Below are 19,334 nucleotides of genomic sequence, written 5' to 3'. Positions count from 1 at the left end.
CCACCCCGTAACCCCGACCTCCGAGAGGACCCCATGCAACCGACCGCCGATCCGATAATCGAGATGAGGCACGTCTCGTTCTCCTATGGTCACGAGGACGCGCGCGCCCTCGACGACATCACGCTTGCCATCGAGCCGGGTGCCTTTGTGGGCGTGATCGGCCCGTCGGGGGCGGGCAAGTCGACCCTCGCCTCCGTCCTCTCGGGCGCCATCCCCCACCACTTCACCGGCCAGCTCTTTGGCGAGACCATTGTCGACGGCTCAGACACCTGCGAGGTCACACTTACCGACATCTCGCGCGTTGTGGGGTCGGTCAACCAGGACATCGACGCGCAGATGGTCGCCTCGGTGGTGGAGGACGAACTCATCTTTGGTCTCGAGAACTTTGGCGTCGACCATAGGCATATCGAGAAGTTCATTGAGGCCGCGCTCGACGCCGTGGGCATCGCCGACCTCCGCGACCGCGAAATCGCCACCCTCTCGGGCGGGCAGAAGCAAAAGGTCGCCATCGCCGCGATTCTGGCGCTCGCACCGCGCGTGCTCGTACTTGACGAACCCACCGCGGCGCTCGACCCGGTGAGCTCCCGCATGGTCTTTGACGTGCTGCGCGACCTCAACCGCGACGAGGGCATCACCGTCATAGTGATCGAGCAGAAGGTGGCGCTCCTCTCGGAGTACTGCGATCGGCTCGTGGTCATGAACGAGGGGCGCGTAGCGCTCGACGGCACGCCGCACGAGGTCTTTGCGCACAGCTCCGAGCTCCGCGCCATCGGCGTCGACAGCCCGCGCACGGCTCGCATCTCAAACAGCCTCGCCCACCGCGGCCTCTGTCCGGCGGGCGACCCCTGCCTCAACGTGGACGAAGCCGCCGCGCTTATCGCCGACATCGTTAAAGCGCGTGCGGGCGCACCGGCGCCCGTTGAAGCGAGGGCGCTCGGTCGAGCCACGGCCTCGCCCCACGCGCCCGCGCCGCGGCCGCACGCCAAGGGCGCCGAGCCCATCGTGCGCTTCTCGGGCGTCACCTTTGCCTACCCCGGCGGCGGCGCGTCGGTGAACAACCTCGATCTTACCGTCTATCCCGGCGAGCTCGTGGGAATCGTCGGCCAAAACGGCGCCGGCAAGACCACGGCCACTAAGCTTTTAAACGGTCTTCTCAAGCCGAGCTCCGGCTCGGTCGTGATCGCCGGCCTCGACACGCGTGAGGTTCCCGTGTCGCGCATCGCTCGCCACGTGGCGACGCTCTTCCAGAACCCCGACCACCAGCTCTGCAAGAACACCGTGCTCGAAGAGGTTGCCTTTGGCCTCGAGCTCGCCGGCGTCTCGCAAACAGATGCCGAGGCACGCGCCCGCCGCGTGATCGAGCGCTTTGGCCTTCCGGCAGACGAGGCGCCCTTCTCGCTCTCGCGCGGGCAACGCCAGATGGTCGCACTCGCCTCGGTCGTAGTTTGCGAACCCGCGGTCGTCGTCCTCGACGAACCCACGAGCGGCCTCGACTACCGCGAGTGCATGACCGTTATGGAGACGGTCCGCGAGATGGCCGAGCACGGGTCTGCTGTGGTGATGGTCTGCCACGACATGGAGGTCGTGTCCGACTTTGCCGAGCGCCTCGTGGTCATGGCAGACGGTTGCATCCTCGCCCGCGGCGCCACGGCAGAGGTCTTTGCCGACGCCGCGCTCATGGCGCGCGCCCGCGTGAAGCCGCCGCAGGTTGTTGAGCTCTCGCAGCGCCTCGCACGCGAGGTCTCTCCCGCCTTTGCCCGCATCTCCGAGGTGGCGGGCATCGTGGACACCACCGAGGCACTCGCAGGTGGAGGGGCAAACGCCGCCGAGGCACCGCTGCCCTCCGCCACCAAAGCAGACGCCGCAACCGACGCCAGGGAGGCGTGAGAGCCATGCTGAACGTCATCGACTACGTACCGGGCAATACCGTCTTGCATCGCCTGAATCCCGTGACCAAGCTCGCGCTGGCCGCCGCCATCATCATCGCCACGGTACTCGCCGACGGCTACGCCGCCCTTATCGGCCTTCTCCTCCTCACGCTTGTCCTCGGCATCTACGCGGGCAGCGGGTCACGCCTGCTGTCGCTTCTCAAGGTTCTCGTGCCCGTTGCCGTGCTCATGCTCGTGCTGCAGCTCGCGTTCGTGCGCCGCGGCGAGGTGATCGCGCTCTTTATCACGACCGACGGCCTCGTTTCCGGCACCAAGGCGTGCCTGCGCCTGCTCGGCGTGGCGCTGCCGCTCGTGCTTGTGCTCACCGTCACCAAGACGACCGATCTTGCCAACGCCTGCGTGGAAAAGCTGCACATCCCCTACAAGTACGCGTTCACCTTCACCACGGCGCTGCGCTTTGTCCCCGTCTTCACGCAGGAGATGAACGCCATCATGGAGGCCCAGACGGCGCGGGGCGTGGAGTTTGACACCAAGAACCCGGTGAAAAAGCTCCTGCTCATGCTGCCGGTTTGCGTGCCTCTGCTCGTGACCTCGGTGGGCAAGACCGATGCGACGGCGCTTGCGGCAGAGCAGCGCGGCTTTTACCTGCGCACGCGTGAGAGCAGCTACCGACGCTACCCCTTCCGCGCACGTGACGTCGTAGTCGGCGTCCTTTGCATCCTGCTTATCGCCGCGGGCGCGGCGCTCTAGGCACGTCCCACCAAGCACCGGCGCTCTGCGGGCGCGCACGCCTTCTGCTACCATGCGAGGGGTAACGCGCAACCCAAGGAGAGCACATGAGCGAAAGCGGCCTGCCTGCATTTCTGGCACAGGAGATCGAGAAGCGGTATCCGGCAGATACCTGTGAGCGCATCTTTCGCGGGTTTGCCGAGGCACGCGAGCGCCCGGTGACGCTGCGCGCCAACACCCTGCGCGCCGCGCGCGAAGAGGTCGCGAGCGAGCTCGACGCTGCGGACATCGCCCACGAGGGCGTCGCGTGGTACAGCGACGCTTTCATACTCGGCGACACGCGCAAGCGTGCCGTTTGGGACCTGCCCCTCTACCGCGAGGGAAAGGTTTACCTGCAAAGTCTCTCGTCTATGATCCCGCCGCTCGCCCTCGCGCCGCGCGACGGCGCCGACGTGCTCGACATGTGCGCCGCGCCCGGCGGCAAGACCGCCGAGATGGCCGCCCTTGCACCGGGTGCGCACCTCACCGCCTGCGAGATGAGCGCCCCACGCGCCGAGAAGCTCACCTTCAACCTCAACAAGCTCGGCGTCACCGCCGTGAACGTCATGCGGACCGACGCGCGCCGCCTCGACGAGTTCTTCTCCTTTGATCAGATTCTGCTCGACGCGCCCTGCACGGGCTCGGGCACCGTACGCGCGGGCGACGCGAAGGCTGCCGTGCGCATCACCGAGAAGCTCCTCGCCAAGGTCACGCGCTCACAGCGCTCACTTCTCGATCGGGCACTCACCGTTCTCAAACCGGGCGGCGTACTTGTCTACTCGACCTGCTCCATCCTCCCCCAGGAAAACGAAGAGCAGGTAATGGCCGCCCTCAAGCGGCATCGCGATTGCGAGGTCATGCCCCTTACCGGCGCGCTTGCCGAGGACGCTCCGGCGCGTCCCGCCACCGCGCAGGCGATTGCCGACGCCGCGGAGCGTTGCGAGCTGCCCCTGCTTGCCAATGGGCTCGCCGGCACGCTCACCATCTGCCCCACGCGGCTCTACGAGGGCTTCTACATCGCGGTCATCCGCAAGAAGGCACGCTAGCGGCGGTGCGAGCCGCCCTGCGTCTGGTCGCGGCGCTCCTCGCGTCTCGCTTTGATGGTCGTCACCACAAGGTACAGGAGCGCGGCAACAACGATCGCCACAAGCACGAGCGCGATGGGGCCGAGCACCTCACCAAGAATCTCAAACATACCAACACCTGCTATCTTATCCCCCGCTTGGGAGGGTACACTCTGGTTTAAGCACCTCTCAGCTTAGCAAAGGGCTGCGGGCCCGATGCCTGAAGGAGCGATATGGGCAAAAAGAACAGGAGAGTGCCATGGCGTTTCTAGACCTTGCGAAGAGCCGCTACTCCGAGCGCCACTTCGCCCCAGACCCCATCGAGCCCGAGAAGCTCGCACAGATCCTCGAGGCGGGCCGCGTTGCCCCCACGGCGCGCAACCTCCAACCCCAGCGCATCCTCGTCGTGCAGAGCGCCGAGGGCCTCACCAAGATCGACCGCGCGAGCAAGTGCCGCTTCGGCGCACCGACGGTGCTTGTGCTCACCTATGACATGACCGTGGCGTCGAGGAGTCCTGACGTGGTGGACTTTGGCATCGTGGACACCTCCATCGTCGCCACGCATATGATGCTTCAGGCCTCAGAACTCGGCATCCACAGCTGCTGGGTCGGCCTCATCGACCCCTCGGAGCTTAGGCGCCAGTTCGAGATCCCGCGTACGCACCGTATCATCTCCATCATGCCCCTCGGCTACCCGAGCGAGGAGAGCCATCCGGCGCATCTGCACGATGAGTCCATTCCGCTCGAGCAGATGGTCACCTGGGAGACCTTTGCCGACCATTGCGGATAGACATCCTTGCCATGTTGGCTGACGGGGAGGGGCGCCCACCCTGCGCGCTCAGTGCGGCCTTACGGCCGCCGCTTCGCGAATCGCGCGCAAGGCGGGCGCTCCTCCCACGCTCACTCACATCCTACCGATAGGTAAGATTCTGAAATCGCACCGAATTATGAGTTGGCGCAAGCTTAGTCGACGCGCTCGTCTCCCATAAAGAAGAGAGCAACGGTGCCGGGGCCCGTGTGCGAACCGATGACCGTACCGATGTTGTAGATAGCGATCTTTCCCTTGAGCTGCGGGAACTTCTCCTCGATACCCGCAACCACGGCCTCCGCCTCGGCACGGCAGTTGGACTGCGACAGGCAGCACTTGCCCGCATAGGAGCGCCCGCCCTCGGCATGCTCCTCCATCATGCGGACGAGCTCGGCAACGGCCTTCTTGACCGTGCGAATCTTCTGGCGCGGGATGAGCTTGCCCTCGTGGTCGACGTTCAGCACGGGGCAGATCTTAAGAGCGTTGGCGAGCAGCGCGCTCGTGGCCGATACGCGTCCGCCACGCTTCAGGCAGTCGAGGTCGGAAACGAAGAACCAGTGGTTGAGGTTGCGCTTGTGCGCCTCCGCCCACGCGCACGCGTCGGCAAACGACATGCCGCCGTCACGCAGGTCGGCGAGGTACTCCATAAGGAGGCCAAAGCCGGCGGATGCGGCGAGCGAGTCCACCACGCACACCACCCGGTCGGGATAGGCGGCCTTCATCTGTTCGGCGGCGATGCAGGCGGAGTTGTACGAACCCGAGATGCCGCTTGAGAGCGTAAGGTGCAAGACGTCCTTGCCCTCCTTGAGATACGGCTCCCACAGCTCCACGTACTCGCCAACGCCTACCTGAGAGGTCGTGGGCTGGGCGCCCGCTTTGATCTTGTCAAAGAACGCCTCGGGCGTGATGGAGGTGTAGAGGTCGTCGGCGTAGCTCACACCATCGAGGTTGTAGTGGAAAGGCACCCACGCGATGTGGCGCTCCTCAAAAAACGAGCGCGGGTAATCCGCCGTGGATTCGGCGCTCAGGACGTAATCGCTCATAAGAAAAACTCCTCTCCCATCCGGCGCCCGAGGACACCGGCCCATAGGGGCATAGTTGTGTACATTTTACTCGTCTATAGGAGCGCTAACAGCGAGAATGGGCACCTGCTCCCTTGTATCAACCGACACGGGCGCCGCCGGTCGCCCATCAAAGCGTCACAGCGGCATGCTACACTGGCTCGTCGCAAAACCTGTGAAAGGATCGTCGTGCAGAAACTCCTTGCTCAGATCGTCAAATTTGGCATCGTAGGCGTCATCGCCACCGTCATCGACTTCGCCGTCCTCATCGCGCTCACCGAGCTCGCCAGATGGAACCCGGTCGCTTCCGCAACGGCGTCGTTCATTGTCTCGGTCGTCTTCAATTACGTGGCGAGCATGCGCTATGTCTTTAGCCATCGCGAGGGCATGAGCCGCCGGCGCGAGTTTATCATCTTCGTCGTCCTCTCCGTCATTGGCCTGCTCATCAACGACGCCCTCATGTGGGTGGGCACCGAGTTTGTCTCGCTCGACTATCGCCTGGTCAAGGTACTCGCCACCTGCGTGGTTATGATTTGGAACTTTGTAACGCGCAAGATTTTTCTCGAGGGCGACGAGAGCAAGTAAGAGCGCCTCCGCACAATGCCGCTACACCGCAAGGCGGTTCTTGCATCAACTGTGCAGAAAGCGCGCTTTTCCTGCGGACGTGTGGCTCATCGCCCCATGCGGGTAACGTTTACCGTATAGTTTGCTGTTACTCGCGGATGCCATTCTTGACGGTCCAGCCGCCCCATGGTATTTGCGCCGCATCTCGTCACACCGAAGGGAGGTACGCTGTGCGCGCCATGCTCTACAAGCCCTCGACGCAGCAGTTCGCCAAGTTCGCCGCTGTGGGCATTATCTCGTTTGCCGTTGATTGGCTTCTGCTCGTCCTTTTGGTAGAGGGCCTGCGCTGCGACTACCTCCTTGCCACCACGGTCTCGTTCCTCGCGTCGGTCGCGCTCAACTACGCGCTCAGCATGCGCTACGTGTTCGACCATCGCGATGACATGAGTCGCAAGCGCGAGTTCACCATCTTTGCGATTCTCTCCGCCGTAGGGCTCGGCCTCAACGATGTCTTTATGTTTGTGGGCGTCACGATGCTCAACATCGCCTACCAGGCCATGAAGGTCATCGCTACCTTCTGCGTGACCTGGTACAACTTCTTCAGTCGCAAGAAGTTCCTCGCCAGCTAATCCGGCCGGCTACGCCAGCCCCCGCCCGTCAATTCAATACGACTGCGCACTATGCCTGCTCGGCGCCCGCTCGGTGCCGCCGTACCTATGCGCGGTACGTCGCCCCGCAGCGCACGATCGACTCGCGCACGAGCGCGTCCATCGCGTCGAGAATCAACGGCGGCATCTCGCGGTAACGCTTCAGGACCGAGAGCTCGGTGCACGCAAGGATCACGCGGTCGCACCCGGCCTCGGTGAGCTCTTCGAGCACGCGCTCGAACAGGTAGAAATGCGGCTCGCGGCCAGCCTTGACGTCGTCGTAGATGAGCGACATCACGTCCCTCTGGCGCTCCGGGCTCGGCACCACCGCCTCGACCCCGGCCTCCGCACAGGAACGCGCGTACACGCCCGAGCGCACGGTGCCGTCGGTCCCCATGATGCCGATCTTTTTGATGGGCCGCTCGAAAAGCCCCGCGCTCTGCGCAGGGTCAAAGCCGCGCTCCCCCGCCACGGCGCCCGCAGCGGCGTAGCGCGCGGCCTCGCGCGGCATATGGATAATAGGCACCCGCGTCATGGCCTGCACCTCACTATAGAAGTAGTGCGAGGTGTTGCACGGGATGGCAATGCGCGCGCAGCCGAGGCTCTCGAGCGCCGAGGTTGCCGCACGCATCTCAGCGAGAAGCTCCGTGTGCTCCCCCGTCTCGATAGCGCGCGTGCGGTCGGGCATGGAGGCGCACGAGAGAATCACCATGTTGAGGTGCTCCTGGTCGCACGAAGCCTCGGTGTGACGCACCACCTCGTCATAGAAGTACGAGGTAGCCTCGGGGCCCATGCCGCCGATCACGCCGAGCTTCTCCATGTGCGTCGCCTCCTGTCGCCGTGCGCCTACCCACGTGGGACGAGACGCACAAAACGAACCCGTCCCCAAATATGCTACGCGTGATAGTAGCGCTTGAAGATCTTGAAGTGGTTCATGGTGGTGTGCACCATGCGGAGCCACCGGTTCAGCGTGAAGTCGCCCTTCATAAAGACGGGGTTCACGCTCTTGCCCTCGCGCATGAGGCGCAGCGCCCGGTCGCGAAGCTCGGGGTCGCGGACATAGCGCTTGATAACGCCGCGGGGCACGACCGTCCAGAGGTGCTCGTCGCGCGCCGTCTCAAACTCCGGGTTGAAGGGACGGTTGTAGACGTACTCCTCCACCACGTACTTGGCAACGTTAAAGCCCGAGCCCGTGACGTAGTAGTTGCTGCGGCCCTGACGCGTGTTGAAGTCGAAGAACTTGAACGAGCCGTCGCGCTCGTCGAACTTGACGTCAAAGTTGGAGAAGCCCACAAAGTGCAGGTCCTCCAAAAGCTCGCGCACGCCACCCATGAGCTCGTCGTTGGGCTCAGTGATGATGCAGGCGTGGTTGCCCTGGGCGTGCGGGCCGTGCTCCTCAAGCAGGACGTGGCCCAGGCACATCATGCGCACCTTGCCCGAGCGGTCGGAGTAGCTCGTCAGCACGCGCATGTACTCGTCGTTGCCCGGCACGCGATCCTGGATGATGAGGTCGTCCTCGTAACCCGAGGCGTAAACGTCGCGAATCACGCTCTCGAGCTCCGCGCGCGAGGCGATGGTGTAGGCCTTCTGTTGCGAGGCAAAGGGGTGCTCCCAGTAGGCGATGCCATCGGAGGGCTTCAAGATCATGGGGAACGGGAAATCGAGGGCGTCGAGCGCTGCCGCGGTACGCGCCGGGTCTGCCGCCATGGCCGCCGTAAAGGTGAAGGTGTGCGGGTAGGGCACGCCGTGCTTCTCGCAGAGGTCGTAGAAGACCTCCTTCTTCTGGCAGCTATCCATAAGCTCAAAGGGGCCGTACGGAGCGATGATGTTCTCGGCGAGCGCGCCGGCGTCGTTGGCGCGGGCGATGAGCGCCACGTAACCGTCGCCGCAGCCCATGAGCACGATCTTCTTGTCCGCATGCTCGTGGGCGAAGGCGTTCACCGTAGAGAGGAAGACCTCCTCGGTGTCGATCTTCTCGTTAGGGCGGTAGTCGATAAGGAGGCTGCGGTAGGCAGGGCCGGTGTGGTACTTACCAAACGCCACGCTCTGCACCTGATACTGCTCATAGAACGCGCGCGCCACGGAGTACACGTTGATGTCGCCGCCCAACAGGACGGGAATGAACTCACGCTCGACAAAACTGAGGGCCATGCTCTCCCCTTCTTGATCAACTCATACACTCCCGCCGCGCAACGCCGTCAACGGGCGCACAGCGGGATGGTAAACCGTATAAGTGTAGCGCTCGCAACGGCGCTGCGAGCCCAACCCGGGGCGTACCTACACGTTCCCCATCTCAAACAGCTCAAAGCCGACGTGACATGCGGATACGCGCGGGCACCGGACGGCCTCAAGCCTTAACCTTAAACATGAGCTTGAAACTCCACAGTTTCTCAACGATGCGCCAAAGCCGCAGGTCGCGCCCAATCTTAAACCTTCAACTTGAGCCTTAAGGATTGGGTAGGGGGTTATTCTTTAAAAGAGCCGTACTATACTTGCTACTGCACATTCGGTATGTCGTATCTCGAGGACGAGGACTTCTATGCGAGATTCCAACCGCTCGATCATCAGCGTCATCGCACAGCGCCCGGCGCGCGCGCTCACATGCGCCGCCCTCGCTGTCGCCTTCGCGACGACCCCCCTTGTCTCCCCCACCGCGGCCTATGCCGTCTCGGCGGAGACCCAGGCGGAGCTCGCTGCGGCGGAGAGCCAGGTCGACCAGTACGCCGCCGCCTACGACGAGGCCGCGTCCAAGCTGGACGAGCTGCAGCAGAAGGTCGACGAGAACACCGCCAGCATCGCCGAGATTGAGGCAGAAATCCCTGCCCTTCAGGCCGAGGCGAGCCAGGCCATGCGCGACGCGTACAAGTATCAGAGCAACTCCAACCCGCTCGTGAGCTTCGTACTCAAGTCGCAGAGCCTAAACGACCTCATCACGAGCGTCGTCTACATGGACGAGATCCAGTCCTCCAACAACGCCGCCATCGAGGAGCTCAACGCCAAGGAGCAGGAGCTCCAGCGCCAGAAGACCGAGCTCGATCAGGCCAAGGCCCAGCTCGAGGAGCAAAAGAAGGCCGCTGCCAGCGCTCTCGCCGAGGCGCAGCAGGCCCGCTCCGCCGCGCAGGCCAAGGCCGAGGCTGAGGCTGCCGCAGAGCTCGCGGCCCTTGCCGCCCAGTCCGCCGAGGAGCAGACCGCTCCCGCGGAGGGCACCGGTGAGAGCGGCGACAACCCCAACAGCACCGCCACCCAGACCGGTCAGACCGTCACCAACACGGTTCCCTCCGGCGCGGTCAACTGGAACCTCTCCCGCGAGGAGTTCATCGCCGAGTGGACGAGCCGCATCAACGCCTATCTGGCAGGCTCCCCGCTTGCAGGCACCGGCGCCATCTTTGCCGAGTGCTCATGGAACACCGGCGTTGACCCCCGCTGGTCCCCCGCCATCAGCTGCATCGAGAGCACCAAGGGCGCCCACTGCGCCAACAGCTACAACGCTTGGGGCATGCGCGCCCTGGGCGGCGGCTGGCTCGGCTTTGGCAGCTGGGGCGAGGCCATCACCTACCACGTCTCGTACCTCAAGCGCATGTACGGCACTACCCTCACGCCTGCGGCTGCGAAGAAGTACTGCCCGCCCACGTGGCAGGACTGGTACAACAAGGTCGGCGGCCAGATGGCTCGCATCTAAGTCGCAAGCGACTCGGGGCCCCGCACGGGGCCCTTTTCGTATGGCGCCCACCCCCCAATATCGCGCCCATCCCTCAAGGAGACGAATCGTCCGGCGCTCAGATACGAGATAAGCCGAATCGCCTCACGACGACGGGATGAACAGCGCGATAACAAAGGCGATGACGAGGTAGATACCGATGATGCACGCGTCTTTGAGGCGACTTCTCTGGGCGAGGCCGGGAATGAGGCGCGCAAGCACGGTGCGGTCCATCGCAAGATAGAGCGCACCCCACACCAGAGGCAGTGTCAGCAGGAAGTTGAGCGCAACCAGGTACCACAGCGACTTGCCGGCATACTCCGCCCGAGGGGCGACCACGCCCTGCCAAGCCTGGGGAATACAGGCAAGCGCGATCAGCAGGAGCACGACATTGCGTGCAACGCCCAAAAGGTTGGTACGGAAAAAGCCGCTCCCGCGCCTCCCATCTGCTTGACGTGCATCTTCCGCTGCACGGGGCATACCGGCTTTGGCGGTGCCGGCCGCATCGCCAACGGCCTCTCGAAAGGTGCGCGCGAGTTCTGCGACGCTCTGGAAGCGCTCAGCAGGATCGAAGGCCATGGCTCGGCGGATGACGCCAGCGAGCTTCTCGCCCACCCGCCCGGACACCTCGTGCGGTACGAGCGACGCAGAAGGGTCGTCCCCGGTCAGGCAATACCACAGAATGCCGCCAAGAGCGTAGATATCGCTCCGCACGTCGGTCTGACCGAACCCGTATTGCTCGGGAGGCGCGTACGCGCGCGTGCCAAAACGCACGGTATCCGTCTCCGCCTTCTCGCGAAAGCGGCGCGCGATGCCAAAGTCGATAAGGAAGAGCCCAGCGGGCGCAACGATGATCTTCTGCGGTTTGAGATCGCGGTGGATGAGGGGCGGGTCGCACGCGCTATGCAGCTCTTCGACCGCGTCGCACACCTCGGGAACCACCTTTTGCGCAAGCGCGAGCGATGCCCCGCGGGCGCGCGTGACCTCCTCGAGGGTTTCTCCGGGCACGTACTCCGACACGACCACGAGCTCCGTGGTGCGCCCTCCCCCTCCTAAGCGTCTCTCCACGACAAAGGAGTCCTCGCGCCCTACCGCCTCAAGGTACGCGGCCAGGTCGTCTGTCATACCTTCTGTATCCATAGGGCCCATGGTATCAGACACCGGCCGAATCCGTCCGGCTGCCGGACGGCGCCACCTTTGCGCCGCGCTACCACCGCTCACTCGCCGAGTGTCTCCTCGCCGAAGCGGTAGAGCTCCTCGTCCGTACGTTGGAGGCCGTAGCCATGATCGATGCAGAAGATGATAATCGCGTCGCGGCGGTCCTTGCAGTACAGCTCGTTCGTACCGGCAGCCTGCAGCAGACGACGCGTCTCAATAAGATCGCAGCCCATGGCGAGCGCTAGGCGAAGCACCTTATCACGCCCGAGATGATCGAGGACATGTACGCGGCGATGCGCCAGGGCGACACGCTTTCGGGAAAACCGTCGAGCGGGGCCTACCTGAACCAGATCAACAAGACCCTCGACCTCATGTTCCGCGACCTCGTTGAGCGCGAGGTCATCGTGCGCAACCCCATCAACAAGGTGGCGACGCCCAAAGTCGACACCAAGGAGAAGCGGGCCCTCACGCCGGCTCGCATGCGACAGCTCGTCGACCAGCTCGAGGTCGAGACCTCGTGCGATATCGGCTACTTCCTCGCCATCACGATGGGGCTCCGCCGGGGCGAGATCTGCACGCTGTCGTGGCGAGACATCGACTTCGACAACAAGGTGCTCACCGTCAACCACAACTTCGACGCGTTCCGCAACCTCAAGGAGGCGAAGACCCACGCCGGCATGAGGAACCTCCCCATGCCCGAGTTCGTCTGCGACGCGCTGCTGCGCCGCAAGAAAGCCCAGCAGGAGTACTTTCTCACGCGCAACTACCTTCACCGAGGGCTCAAGAAGGGCTGGAGCGAGCAGACCGAGGACACGCCCGTCGTCCTCGACTTCTACGCCCAGCGCGTGCATCCCGACACGTTCGGCAAATGGTGGGAGCGCGACCGCAAGCTCCTCGGCCTGGACGGTTGGTGTCTCCACGAGCTGCGCCACTCCTATCTCTCGATGCTCGCCCAGTAGGGCGTGCACCCCAAGGTGATGCAGGAGCTCGCCGGCCACGTCAGCGCCACCATCACCATGGACATCTACACCCATGTGAACATGGACCAGAAGCGCGAGGCCACCGACGTCATGGAAGGCGCCTTCCAGAGCATCGGCGCCGAGGAGGAGTTCATGGCGAAGCACGCCGAGGACGCCCCGAAGGGCCGCCCCTACAAGGTCCGCCACGTCCGTCCGTCACGCCGCACGAGAGCGCCGGAACAAGCCCCGGTACAAACCGAGGAACGATTCGTACCAGATTCGTACCAGCAGCCCGACCGCCCCAAGTTCCAAGTAATCACCACCGCCCCTGACCTGCGAGTTTCAGAGGCAATCTAACAAGCTCAACCAACGAACCGTCTCTAAATGGGAGAGCGGGCGCGGCCTGCCCGATATCTCGCTCGTGGAGGGACTTGCCGGGGGCGCTCGGCGTCTCTGTGGCCGAGCTCCTCACCGGAGAGGTGCGTGAGAACGCCAACCGCGCGGGCAACCTTTTGCGTGCCAAGTTCTACGTTTGCCCCATCTGCGGAAACGTGGTAACGGCGCTCGGCGAGGGGGCGTTCTCGTGTTGCGGGAGCCAGCTGATGCCACAGGATGCGGAGGATGCGCCCGATGAGGGACCGCACGCGATCAAGGTCGAGCGCATCGAGGACGAGTGGTACGTCACGCTCGACCACCCCATGACCAAGGATCACTTTGTGAGCTTCATCGCCTACGCGACGATGGACGGCATGCAGCTGCGCAAGCTCTACCCCGAGCAGTCCGCCGAGGCGCGCTTTCGCATCGGCAGCTCCGGATACCTGTACGCGTTCTGCAACCGCCACGGGCTCTTTCGCATGCGGACGCCTAGGAGGAGGTAGGGGGCGTAACGAACGGGATGCGGCAAATCTAAAGGTGTTTACCGTAGACTTCATTGGCTGCACCCAGAAAATGGGCCAAATCCTCCGGCAGCAAGTAATCCCGTGCGTGTCAGACAGCGCTATCCGCCTCGGTAATGATATCCTGGATGACCTGTGCCACATTACTTGTCAGACGGTCGAGGGCCTTATCGGGGTCTTGATTCAATTGCACCTCCTGCCGCGCTGCCACGTTAAATCGTTCAGCAAGATTCGCAATGCCCTTATTTGACTTGGTGTTCATTCCCAGGTTTTCGCTTGCCAACACTTCAACATACCTACGATGGCCCCCTGGGTGGTAGCCGTTTTTCAGGATGCTCTCCTCATTGGGCTTAATGATAGATTCGATCGCGCCTTCAAGATGAAGCAATAAAAACAGCTCGAAACTCGGGTTCGTCACCGCTACACGAGCGACATTGCGAAGGTCCTGGAGATCGGTGCTATACCGCTGGGGATTACGACGATAGATATCGATATCAAAGAGAACCACCACGATATCGTTGCTCTCATCGAAGCCGAACGTTCCATCCTCGTCCCCGCGAATCCGCTGTGCTTGATCGTACAGCGCACGCGGATTAGATTTATTCTTATCGTCTTCCGTTCGTTCAATGGGAACCATATCTATACGTTTGGGAAGGTTGCGTTTGGCCAACATCGAGGAAAGGCGTTCAAGATACCAATACTCGGTGTTGGCTCCTTCGGCAAGCAGAAAGCAGCGGCCCTTGGGCTTACGCTTCGCCAACTCGCCGCGCTGGTTCCACGTGCTCCGATCCAGTAGCGGAGGCATGTTACTCCTCCCCCTCTTGCAATGCCGCAAGCGCCCGTGCCATCGAAAGCGCCGGAATGCCACCGTAACGGCCTTCCAGGTACTGCTTTGATAGCCTTGAATCGGTCCGAACGGACTCAAAGTCATCGAGGGGATAGAGGTGAGAATACCCCTCCGCATCCCTGTCCACAAACCAAATCTCGTCCTTACGCAGATAGTCGTAGGACATAATTGCATTTTCGTGCGTAGTGAAAAGCAGCTGACAGGCATCCTCTTTGTGAATCTCGTTAAACAAATCAACAAGCTGCTGCGTAAGCATCGGATGCAGGCTTCGGTCGATTTCGTCGACAATGAACACGGCATCCTTCTGTTTACTGAACAGCAAGTCCATGAAATCGAATAGTCGACGCGTACCATCGGATTCATCGCCAAACGCGAACGAGGAAGAGGAACCCTGATGTCGAATCTCGAGGATGGTAACCGTCGGCTCTTCGGAGCCATGGCGCTCTACGCCCACAAACGCGGCGCCATCACGCACAGTAAGGACCAAATCGCCTCCAAGCTGCGGCTGAGAGAGCAGCTGGCGAATGCTCATGGCAAGTGGGAAACTAAACTGACGCTCGAGCTCCTCCATGCTTATCTCGCGCTTCGAGAGATTCGAGATGCCCGTATCGAACGACGCGAGAACCTCAGCGACTTCGTTGAGCGTCTTGTCGCCGACATAAAAATCTGAAGTCGGCGATGGCTGATTAGCCACCATCACATGAAGATTACGAGCAAACCAACGATAGGAACGGGAAAACGCGCTCAACGGGGACGACTCATCAAAACGTTTGTCACGACCCACTGCGCTCAGAAACAACAGGGGCGGAGCGGTCTTTACCTGGTTGACGAAGTCTTCTTTGTAGATGTGCGCACGCATGCGATCGTTTTTAGAAACCGCTCCAAGCAACTCATCGCTGAAGGTAATTTCCGCGCCGTTAGCACGCTCAAACAGCATCTTTTCGGAATCGCCAAGTTCGTACAACCACTCGGAAATAACGCGGTAGTCTATTAACGCGCAGGAGAATCCATAGTCGTACGCTTGACCATCAATCTCAAATTGCATCTCGAACGTAGTCATCTCTTTGGAGAAGCCTTCGCCCACGCGACAATACTCTCGCGTTGTGTCTTGCGGAAGCGAGCCGTTTACCACAGACGCCTTCATAAAATCGAGCGCGCGAACCACGTTGCTCTTACCAGCCGCATTGGCACCATACACTGCGGCGTTACGAAGCAACTTGACAGTATCCAGAGGTGAGGAGATGTGTCCAAGATGCATCTTGATTTTTGGCGCGGCAACCATGCTGAGCTCCAGCGGTTGCATGCCGATCGAGCGAAAATTCTGACACGAAAACTTAATCAGCATCTTGCACTCCCCTTCTGTTGTGTTCAATGCGAGTATATCATGAGACGATTTTTTCGCTTCACTTAGTCTATTACTGATGTAAGCCATCAGATTTAGAAACAGTATTGATGGCTTCAACAGACCGTATCGTTTTCTTTGAATTAACCTGCCTCAGGATTCCACGCTCAGGCGGCCCGATTTAGTAATGTTGGCCGACCCGAATGGTTCCGCGGATAGCTTCGGGTGATACTGAGTAGCAGCCCGGTTTGGTAACGCCAATCAGCCCGAATGGTACCGCCGGTCAGCAACCGGCGGTACCGCGAGTAGGCTCCCCTGGTACCGCTACGAGTCCCTCTTCTTGGCGAAGTACTCCCGCATGTTCGGACCGTCGAGATCGATGTAGCGCGCGCCCGTGGCGACCCGGTTCAGTATCGAGTCGGCCATCAGCTCGCCCTCGATCCTCAGGTACCGCTCGTCGGGCTCGAGCTGCGAGGCGATGGGCGTCGCCGCGCGCCCCTCGCGGGCCTCCATGATCTCGAAGAGGTCGATCGCGCCCTGCGTCGCGATCGGCGTGGTCAGGAAGTCGTCGGCGATGAGCAGCTGGACGCGCTTGCAGGCGTCCATGCGCTCGCAGTAGCTGCCGTCACCTGCCGCCCGGCAGCGGTTCAGGTCGTCCATTATGTCGGCGAGCCGGGCGTAGCGCACCGTGAAGGGCCTGCGGCACGCGGCGTTGCCGAGCGCTTGGCTGATGAAGCTCTTGCCGCAGCCCGTCTTGGAGATGATCACCACCACCTCGCGGTCCTCGACCCACCCGCAGGGCGCGAGCCTGGCGACGCGGTCGCGGCCGAGCTTGCGCTCCTTCAGGTAGACGATGTCCCCGGCGCAGGCGGAGGGGAGCTTGAACCGCGCCTCCCGCACGGGCTTGGCGACCTTGCGGTCGCGGCGGGCCGAGGCCTCCGCCTCGATCGGCATCTCCATCCGCTCCTCGAAGCTGTACCGGTCGTAGGCGTCGTCCTCGACCATCTCGCGGAGCTTGTCGCCCATCGCCCTCACCCTGAACTTCGTGAGCATGTCGAGGTGCTCCTCGGTCAGCATCCGCGGTCGCCTCCCCTCCGGTAGGCGTCGGCGCCGCGCAGGCGCCCGGCCGACTTCTGATACCGCTAATGTAAAAACAACCATTCGCGCAAACGCTTCGCGCCGTCCGCGCCAACGGAAACCCGCCATCCGCGCTAACGCATTTTCACCATGTTCGCAAACGAGGATATGCTCCGACCGAGGACCGGGACCCTTCGGGAGGAGCGCGGATGGAGAGGAACTTGATGGGCGAGCTGAACATGCACAGGGCCGCCGGGACCAAGCCGAACTTCAGCGACATAGCGAGGAGGCACGGCCTGGACCGGCACACCGTGGCCAAGTACTGGAGGGAGGGCGGCGAGGTGGAGGACCGCAGGTCCGACCGAGAGAGCGCGTTCGAGCGCGTGCGGCCGATCGTCGAGGCGAAGGCCGTCCTCCCCGGGGCGACGAAGAAGGGGGTGCACGAGATGCTGCTGCACCTGCACAACGACCCGCCGCTGCCCGGCTACGGGGCGTTCACCGCGTGGTGCCGCAGGCAGGGGGTCGCCTTCGGCTCCCCCTCCCCGGAGGCGCACCCGCGCTTCGAGACGCCGCCGGGCCGCCAGCTGCAGTTCGACTGGAAGGAGGACGTCAGGCTCGCCGACGCGAACGGCGAGGTCCTCGAGTTCAACGTGTGGTCGGGCACGCTCGGGCACTCCCGCAGGCACCGCTTCATACCCACGAGGACGAGGACCACGGACGACCTGCTCGCGTGCCTGCTGGACGCCTTCCTGACCTTCGGCGGCATCCCCGAGGAGTGCGTCACCGACAACATGTCGGCCCTCGTGGCCTTCTCCGGGGGCAGGAGGCGGAAGGTCGAGCGCGCGTGGAGGTTCGCCGAGGAGGCGGGCTTCAGGCTCGTGCTCTGCCGCCCCGGGACGCCGGAGACGAAGGGCAAGGACGAGAGCGCGAACCGCTTCCTCTCCAGGCTCCGCGCGTACGAGGGCGAGTTCACGGGCTGGGAGGGCCTCCTCGAGTGCGTCGCGCGCATAGAGCTCAGAAGCAACGAGGAGCCCAACGAGACCACCGGCCTGCCGCCGAACGCCCTGTTCATGCGGGAGAAGGAGTCGCTCAGGCCGATCGGCAACGCCCGGCTCCTGCAGTCCATGGTCGGGGACGTGAGCGTCCAGACCGTGCCGCCCACGATGCTCGTGAGGGCGGCGGGGCGCCAGTGGTCGGTGCCCAGGCGCTGCATCGGCAGGCGCGTCACCGTCGTCGCCATGCCCGGCGGCCAGGTGAGGGTCCGCATGGGCGGCGAGGAGGTGGCCGTGCACGACGCCGCGGAGGCCGCCGGCCCGATCGTCTACCGGGAGGAGCACTACATGGAGGCGCTCGACGGCAAGCGCTGGGCGGACGGCGACATACGCGCGGCCGCCCGCGCCAACCCGGACCTTCTCGACGCGCTCGGAGGGGGCGGTGGCGAGTGAGCGCCGTCGCCGAGGCGAGCCCCTCGATCAGGGCGCGGGACAACCTCTCCGCGCTCGGGCTCCACGAGATGGCGGCCTCGCTGCCGGACTACGTGCGCATGGTGTCCGCGGGCGAGCGCGACTTCTGCTCCGCCCTCGAGGAGATGGCCCGCGTCGAGGTCGCCGCCCGCGAGGCGAGGATCGTCCGCCAGCGCATACGCTCCTCGGGCTTCCCCTACGTGAAGGGGCTCGCCGACTTCGACTGGGACTTCCAGCCGAGCGTCCCGAGGGCCCGCATCGAGGAGCTCGCGACGCTCAGGTTCATAGAGCGCGCCGAGAACGTGCTGCTCGTCGGCAGCCCGGGCGTGGGCAAGACCCACCTCGCCGTGGCCATCGGCATCGAGGCCGTGCGGGCGGGGCGCGAGGTGAGGTTCATGGACTGCGCCAGGCTCGTCGAGGACCTCCAGGACGCGCAGGCCCGCGGGATCCTCAGGAAGCGCCTCAAGTACTACGCGCACTCGAAGCTGCTCGTCATCGACGAGCTGGGATACCTCGACATAGGCGAGGGCGGGGCCGACCTGCTCTTCCAGCTCATCTCGACGCGCTACGAGCAGCGCTCGACCATCATCACCACCAACGTCGGCATCGGCGGGTGGGGGAAGGTGTTCGGGGACGACGTGGCGGCGAGCGCGATCGCGGACCGCGTCTGCCACCACTGCCACGCCATCAAGATCACGGGCAGGTCCTACCGGCTGAAGGACCTGCCGCGCGAGAGGAGGGGCACCGAATAGCCGAAAACGGTGGAAAAGCGTTGGCGGAACCGGTGAAAGTACGTTAGCGCGATCGGCGCCGATTCGTTTGCGCAGATGGCGAAAAATAGGTTGACGGTATCAGATCTCCGGGGTCTGCGAGGCGAGCCGCCGCATCTACGGCGCCCCGGAGGCCTTCGCGGGGCTGCGCCGGCGCGGAGGGCGCGCGTCGCGCGAGCGCGCGGCGCGCATCATGCGCGGGAACGGCCGGGCGGGCGCGACGCGCGGCTGCGCCAAGCGCCCCGAGGGCGGGGCCGAGCAGGCTGCGCCGCGGGCCGACTCGGCGCCCGGCCTCGTGCGGCGAGGCTTCAGCGCGGACGGCCC

The 19,334-nt window shown here is 63.5% G+C and carries 21 protein-coding genes; 12 read left to right on the top strand and 9 right to left on the bottom strand.

Annotation, left to right across the window (positions count from 1 at the left end; genetic code table 11):
- Positions 1-33 precede the first annotated feature (33 nt).
- From B5F89_RS00985 to B5F89_RS00975, 3 genes are all read left to right on the top strand, one after another.
- Positions 34-1,887 carry an energy-coupling factor transporter ATPase gene (locus tag B5F89_RS00985; RefSeq protein ID WP_087429935.1) on the top strand — a complete coding sequence of 618 codons (1,854 nt, stop codon included), beginning with the start codon at positions 34-36 and terminating at the stop codon, positions 1,885-1,887.
- 5 nt (positions 1,888-1,892) lie between these two features.
- A complete protein-coding gene (locus B5F89_RS00980; RefSeq protein ID WP_087429934.1) occupies positions 1,893-2,639 on the top strand; it encodes an energy-coupling factor transporter transmembrane component T in 747 nt (248 codons plus the stop codon).
- 86 nt (positions 2,640-2,725) lie between these two features.
- Complete coding sequence (locus B5F89_RS00975) at positions 2,726-3,703, top strand: RsmB/NOP family class I SAM-dependent RNA methyltransferase (RefSeq protein WP_087429933.1); 978 nt, start codon at positions 2,726-2,728, stop codon at positions 3,701-3,703.
- Here the strand turns inward: B5F89_RS00975 and B5F89_RS10020 are convergent.
- Entirely contained in the window at positions 3,700-3,852 is a 153-nt protein-coding gene (locus tag B5F89_RS10020) for a hypothetical protein (RefSeq protein WP_158098387.1), read from the bottom strand. The genes B5F89_RS00975 and B5F89_RS10020 overlap by 4 nt on opposite strands.
- A 128-nt stretch (positions 3,853-3,980) precedes the next feature.
- On the opposite strand from B5F89_RS10020, the gene B5F89_RS00970 reads away from it, so the two are divergent.
- The gene (locus B5F89_RS00970) at positions 3,981-4,511 is read left to right on the top strand and encodes a nitroreductase family protein (protein ID WP_087429932.1); all 531 of its coding nucleotides are present in this window, start codon (positions 3,981-3,983) and stop codon (positions 4,509-4,511) included.
- Positions 4,512-4,684: 173 nt separating this feature from the next.
- On the opposite strand, the gene B5F89_RS00965 is transcribed toward B5F89_RS00970, so the two are convergent.
- Complete coding sequence (locus B5F89_RS00965; RefSeq protein WP_087429931.1) at positions 4,685-5,572, bottom strand: DegV family protein; 888 nt, start codon at positions 5,570-5,572, stop codon at positions 4,685-4,687.
- 207 nt (positions 5,573-5,779) lie between these two features.
- Between B5F89_RS00965 and B5F89_RS00960 the strand changes: the two genes are divergently transcribed.
- Positions 5,780-6,175 (top strand): GtrA family protein, encoded by a 396-nt coding sequence (locus tag B5F89_RS00960; RefSeq protein ID WP_087429930.1) that lies wholly within the window; start codon positions 5,780-5,782, stop codon positions 6,173-6,175.
- A gap of 218 nt (positions 6,176-6,393) precedes the next feature.
- A complete protein-coding gene (locus B5F89_RS00955; RefSeq protein WP_239286634.1) occupies positions 6,394-6,783 on the top strand; it encodes a GtrA family protein in 390 nt (129 codons plus the stop codon).
- 85 nt (positions 6,784-6,868) lie between these two features.
- On the opposite strand, the gene B5F89_RS00950 is transcribed toward B5F89_RS00955, so the two are convergent.
- Together B5F89_RS00950 and B5F89_RS00945 are read right to left on the bottom strand one after the other, a co-directional pair.
- Positions 6,869-7,621, bottom strand: a complete 753-nt coding sequence (locus tag B5F89_RS00950) for an aspartate/glutamate racemase family protein (RefSeq protein ID WP_087429928.1) — start codon at positions 7,619-7,621, stop codon at positions 6,869-6,871.
- A 74-nt stretch (positions 7,622-7,695) separates the two neighbouring features.
- Positions 7,696-8,952, bottom strand: a complete 1,257-nt coding sequence (locus B5F89_RS00945) for an ATP-grasp domain-containing protein (RefSeq protein ID WP_087429927.1) — start codon at positions 8,950-8,952, stop codon at positions 7,696-7,698.
- Positions 8,953-9,340: 388 nt separating this feature from the next.
- On the opposite strand from B5F89_RS00945, the gene B5F89_RS00940 reads away from it, so the two are divergent.
- Positions 9,341-10,480: a hypothetical protein gene (locus B5F89_RS00940; protein ID WP_087429926.1), complete on the top strand. Its 1,140-nt coding sequence runs from the start codon at positions 9,341-9,343 to the stop codon at positions 10,478-10,480.
- A 123-nt stretch (positions 10,481-10,603) separates the two neighbouring features.
- Here B5F89_RS00940 and B5F89_RS00935 read toward each other — a convergent pair whose 3' ends face one another.
- Entirely contained in the window at positions 10,604-11,623 is a 1,020-nt protein-coding gene (locus tag B5F89_RS00935; RefSeq protein WP_158098386.1) for a protein kinase, read from the bottom strand.
- 92 nt (positions 11,624-11,715) lie between these two features.
- Positions 11,716-11,910 (bottom strand): hypothetical protein, encoded by a 195-nt coding sequence (locus B5F89_RS00930; RefSeq protein WP_239286610.1) that lies wholly within the window; start codon positions 11,908-11,910, stop codon positions 11,716-11,718.
- A gap of 27 nt (positions 11,911-11,937) precedes the next feature.
- Between B5F89_RS00930 and B5F89_RS00925 the strand changes: the two genes are divergently transcribed.
- The 3 genes from B5F89_RS00925 (at position 11,938) to B5F89_RS00915 (ending at position 13,493) form a co-directional block, all read left to right on the top strand.
- Complete coding sequence (locus B5F89_RS00925; RefSeq protein ID WP_239286609.1) at positions 11,938-12,615, top strand: tyrosine-type recombinase/integrase; 678 nt, start codon at positions 11,938-11,940, stop codon at positions 12,613-12,615.
- 15 nt (positions 12,616-12,630) lie between these two features.
- Positions 12,631-12,972, top strand: a complete 342-nt coding sequence (locus B5F89_RS00920) for a hypothetical protein (protein ID WP_158098384.1) — start codon at positions 12,631-12,633, stop codon at positions 12,970-12,972.
- A gap of 74 nt (positions 12,973-13,046) precedes the next feature.
- Positions 13,047-13,493: a desulfoferrodoxin family protein gene (locus tag B5F89_RS00915; protein WP_204230534.1), complete on the top strand. Its 447-nt coding sequence runs from the start codon at positions 13,047-13,049 to the stop codon at positions 13,491-13,493.
- Positions 13,494-13,602: 109 nt separating this feature from the next.
- On the opposite strand, the gene B5F89_RS00910 is transcribed toward B5F89_RS00915, so the two are convergent.
- From B5F89_RS00910 to B5F89_RS00900, 3 genes are all read right to left on the bottom strand, one after another.
- A complete protein-coding gene (locus B5F89_RS00910; RefSeq protein ID WP_158098383.1) occupies positions 13,603-14,316 on the bottom strand; it encodes an RloB domain-containing protein in 714 nt (237 codons plus the stop codon).
- Position 14,317: 1 nt separating this feature from the next.
- Complete coding sequence (locus tag B5F89_RS00905) at positions 14,318-15,703, bottom strand: ATP-binding protein (protein WP_158098382.1); 1,386 nt, start codon at positions 15,701-15,703, stop codon at positions 14,318-14,320.
- A 321-nt stretch (positions 15,704-16,024) separates the two neighbouring features.
- Positions 16,025-16,777, bottom strand: coding sequence for an ATP-binding protein (locus B5F89_RS00900; RefSeq protein WP_158098381.1), 753 nt, complete (start codon positions 16,775-16,777; stop codon positions 16,025-16,027).
- Between the two features lie 209 nt (positions 16,778-16,986).
- On the opposite strand from B5F89_RS00900, the gene B5F89_RS00895 reads away from it, so the two are divergent.
- On the top strand, positions 16,987-18,222 hold the full coding sequence (locus tag B5F89_RS00895) for a DDE-type integrase/transposase/recombinase (RefSeq protein WP_087429919.1): 1,236 nt from the start codon (positions 16,987-16,989) through the stop codon (positions 18,220-18,222).
- Complete coding sequence (gene istB / locus B5F89_RS00890; RefSeq protein WP_087429918.1) at positions 18,219-18,992, top strand: IS21-like element helper ATPase IstB; 774 nt, start codon at positions 18,219-18,221, stop codon at positions 18,990-18,992. The genes B5F89_RS00895 and istB overlap by 4 nt, the downstream gene beginning before the upstream one ends.
- Positions 18,993-19,334: the final 342 nt, after the last annotated feature.

It is taken from the genome of Collinsella sp. An307, from assembly GCF_002161805.1.
GTDB lineage: Bacteria > Actinomycetota > Coriobacteriia > Coriobacteriales > Coriobacteriaceae > Coprousia.
The sequence above is the reverse complement of the archived record's forward strand: the minus strand, read 5'-3'. Positions and strand labels throughout refer to the sequence as shown.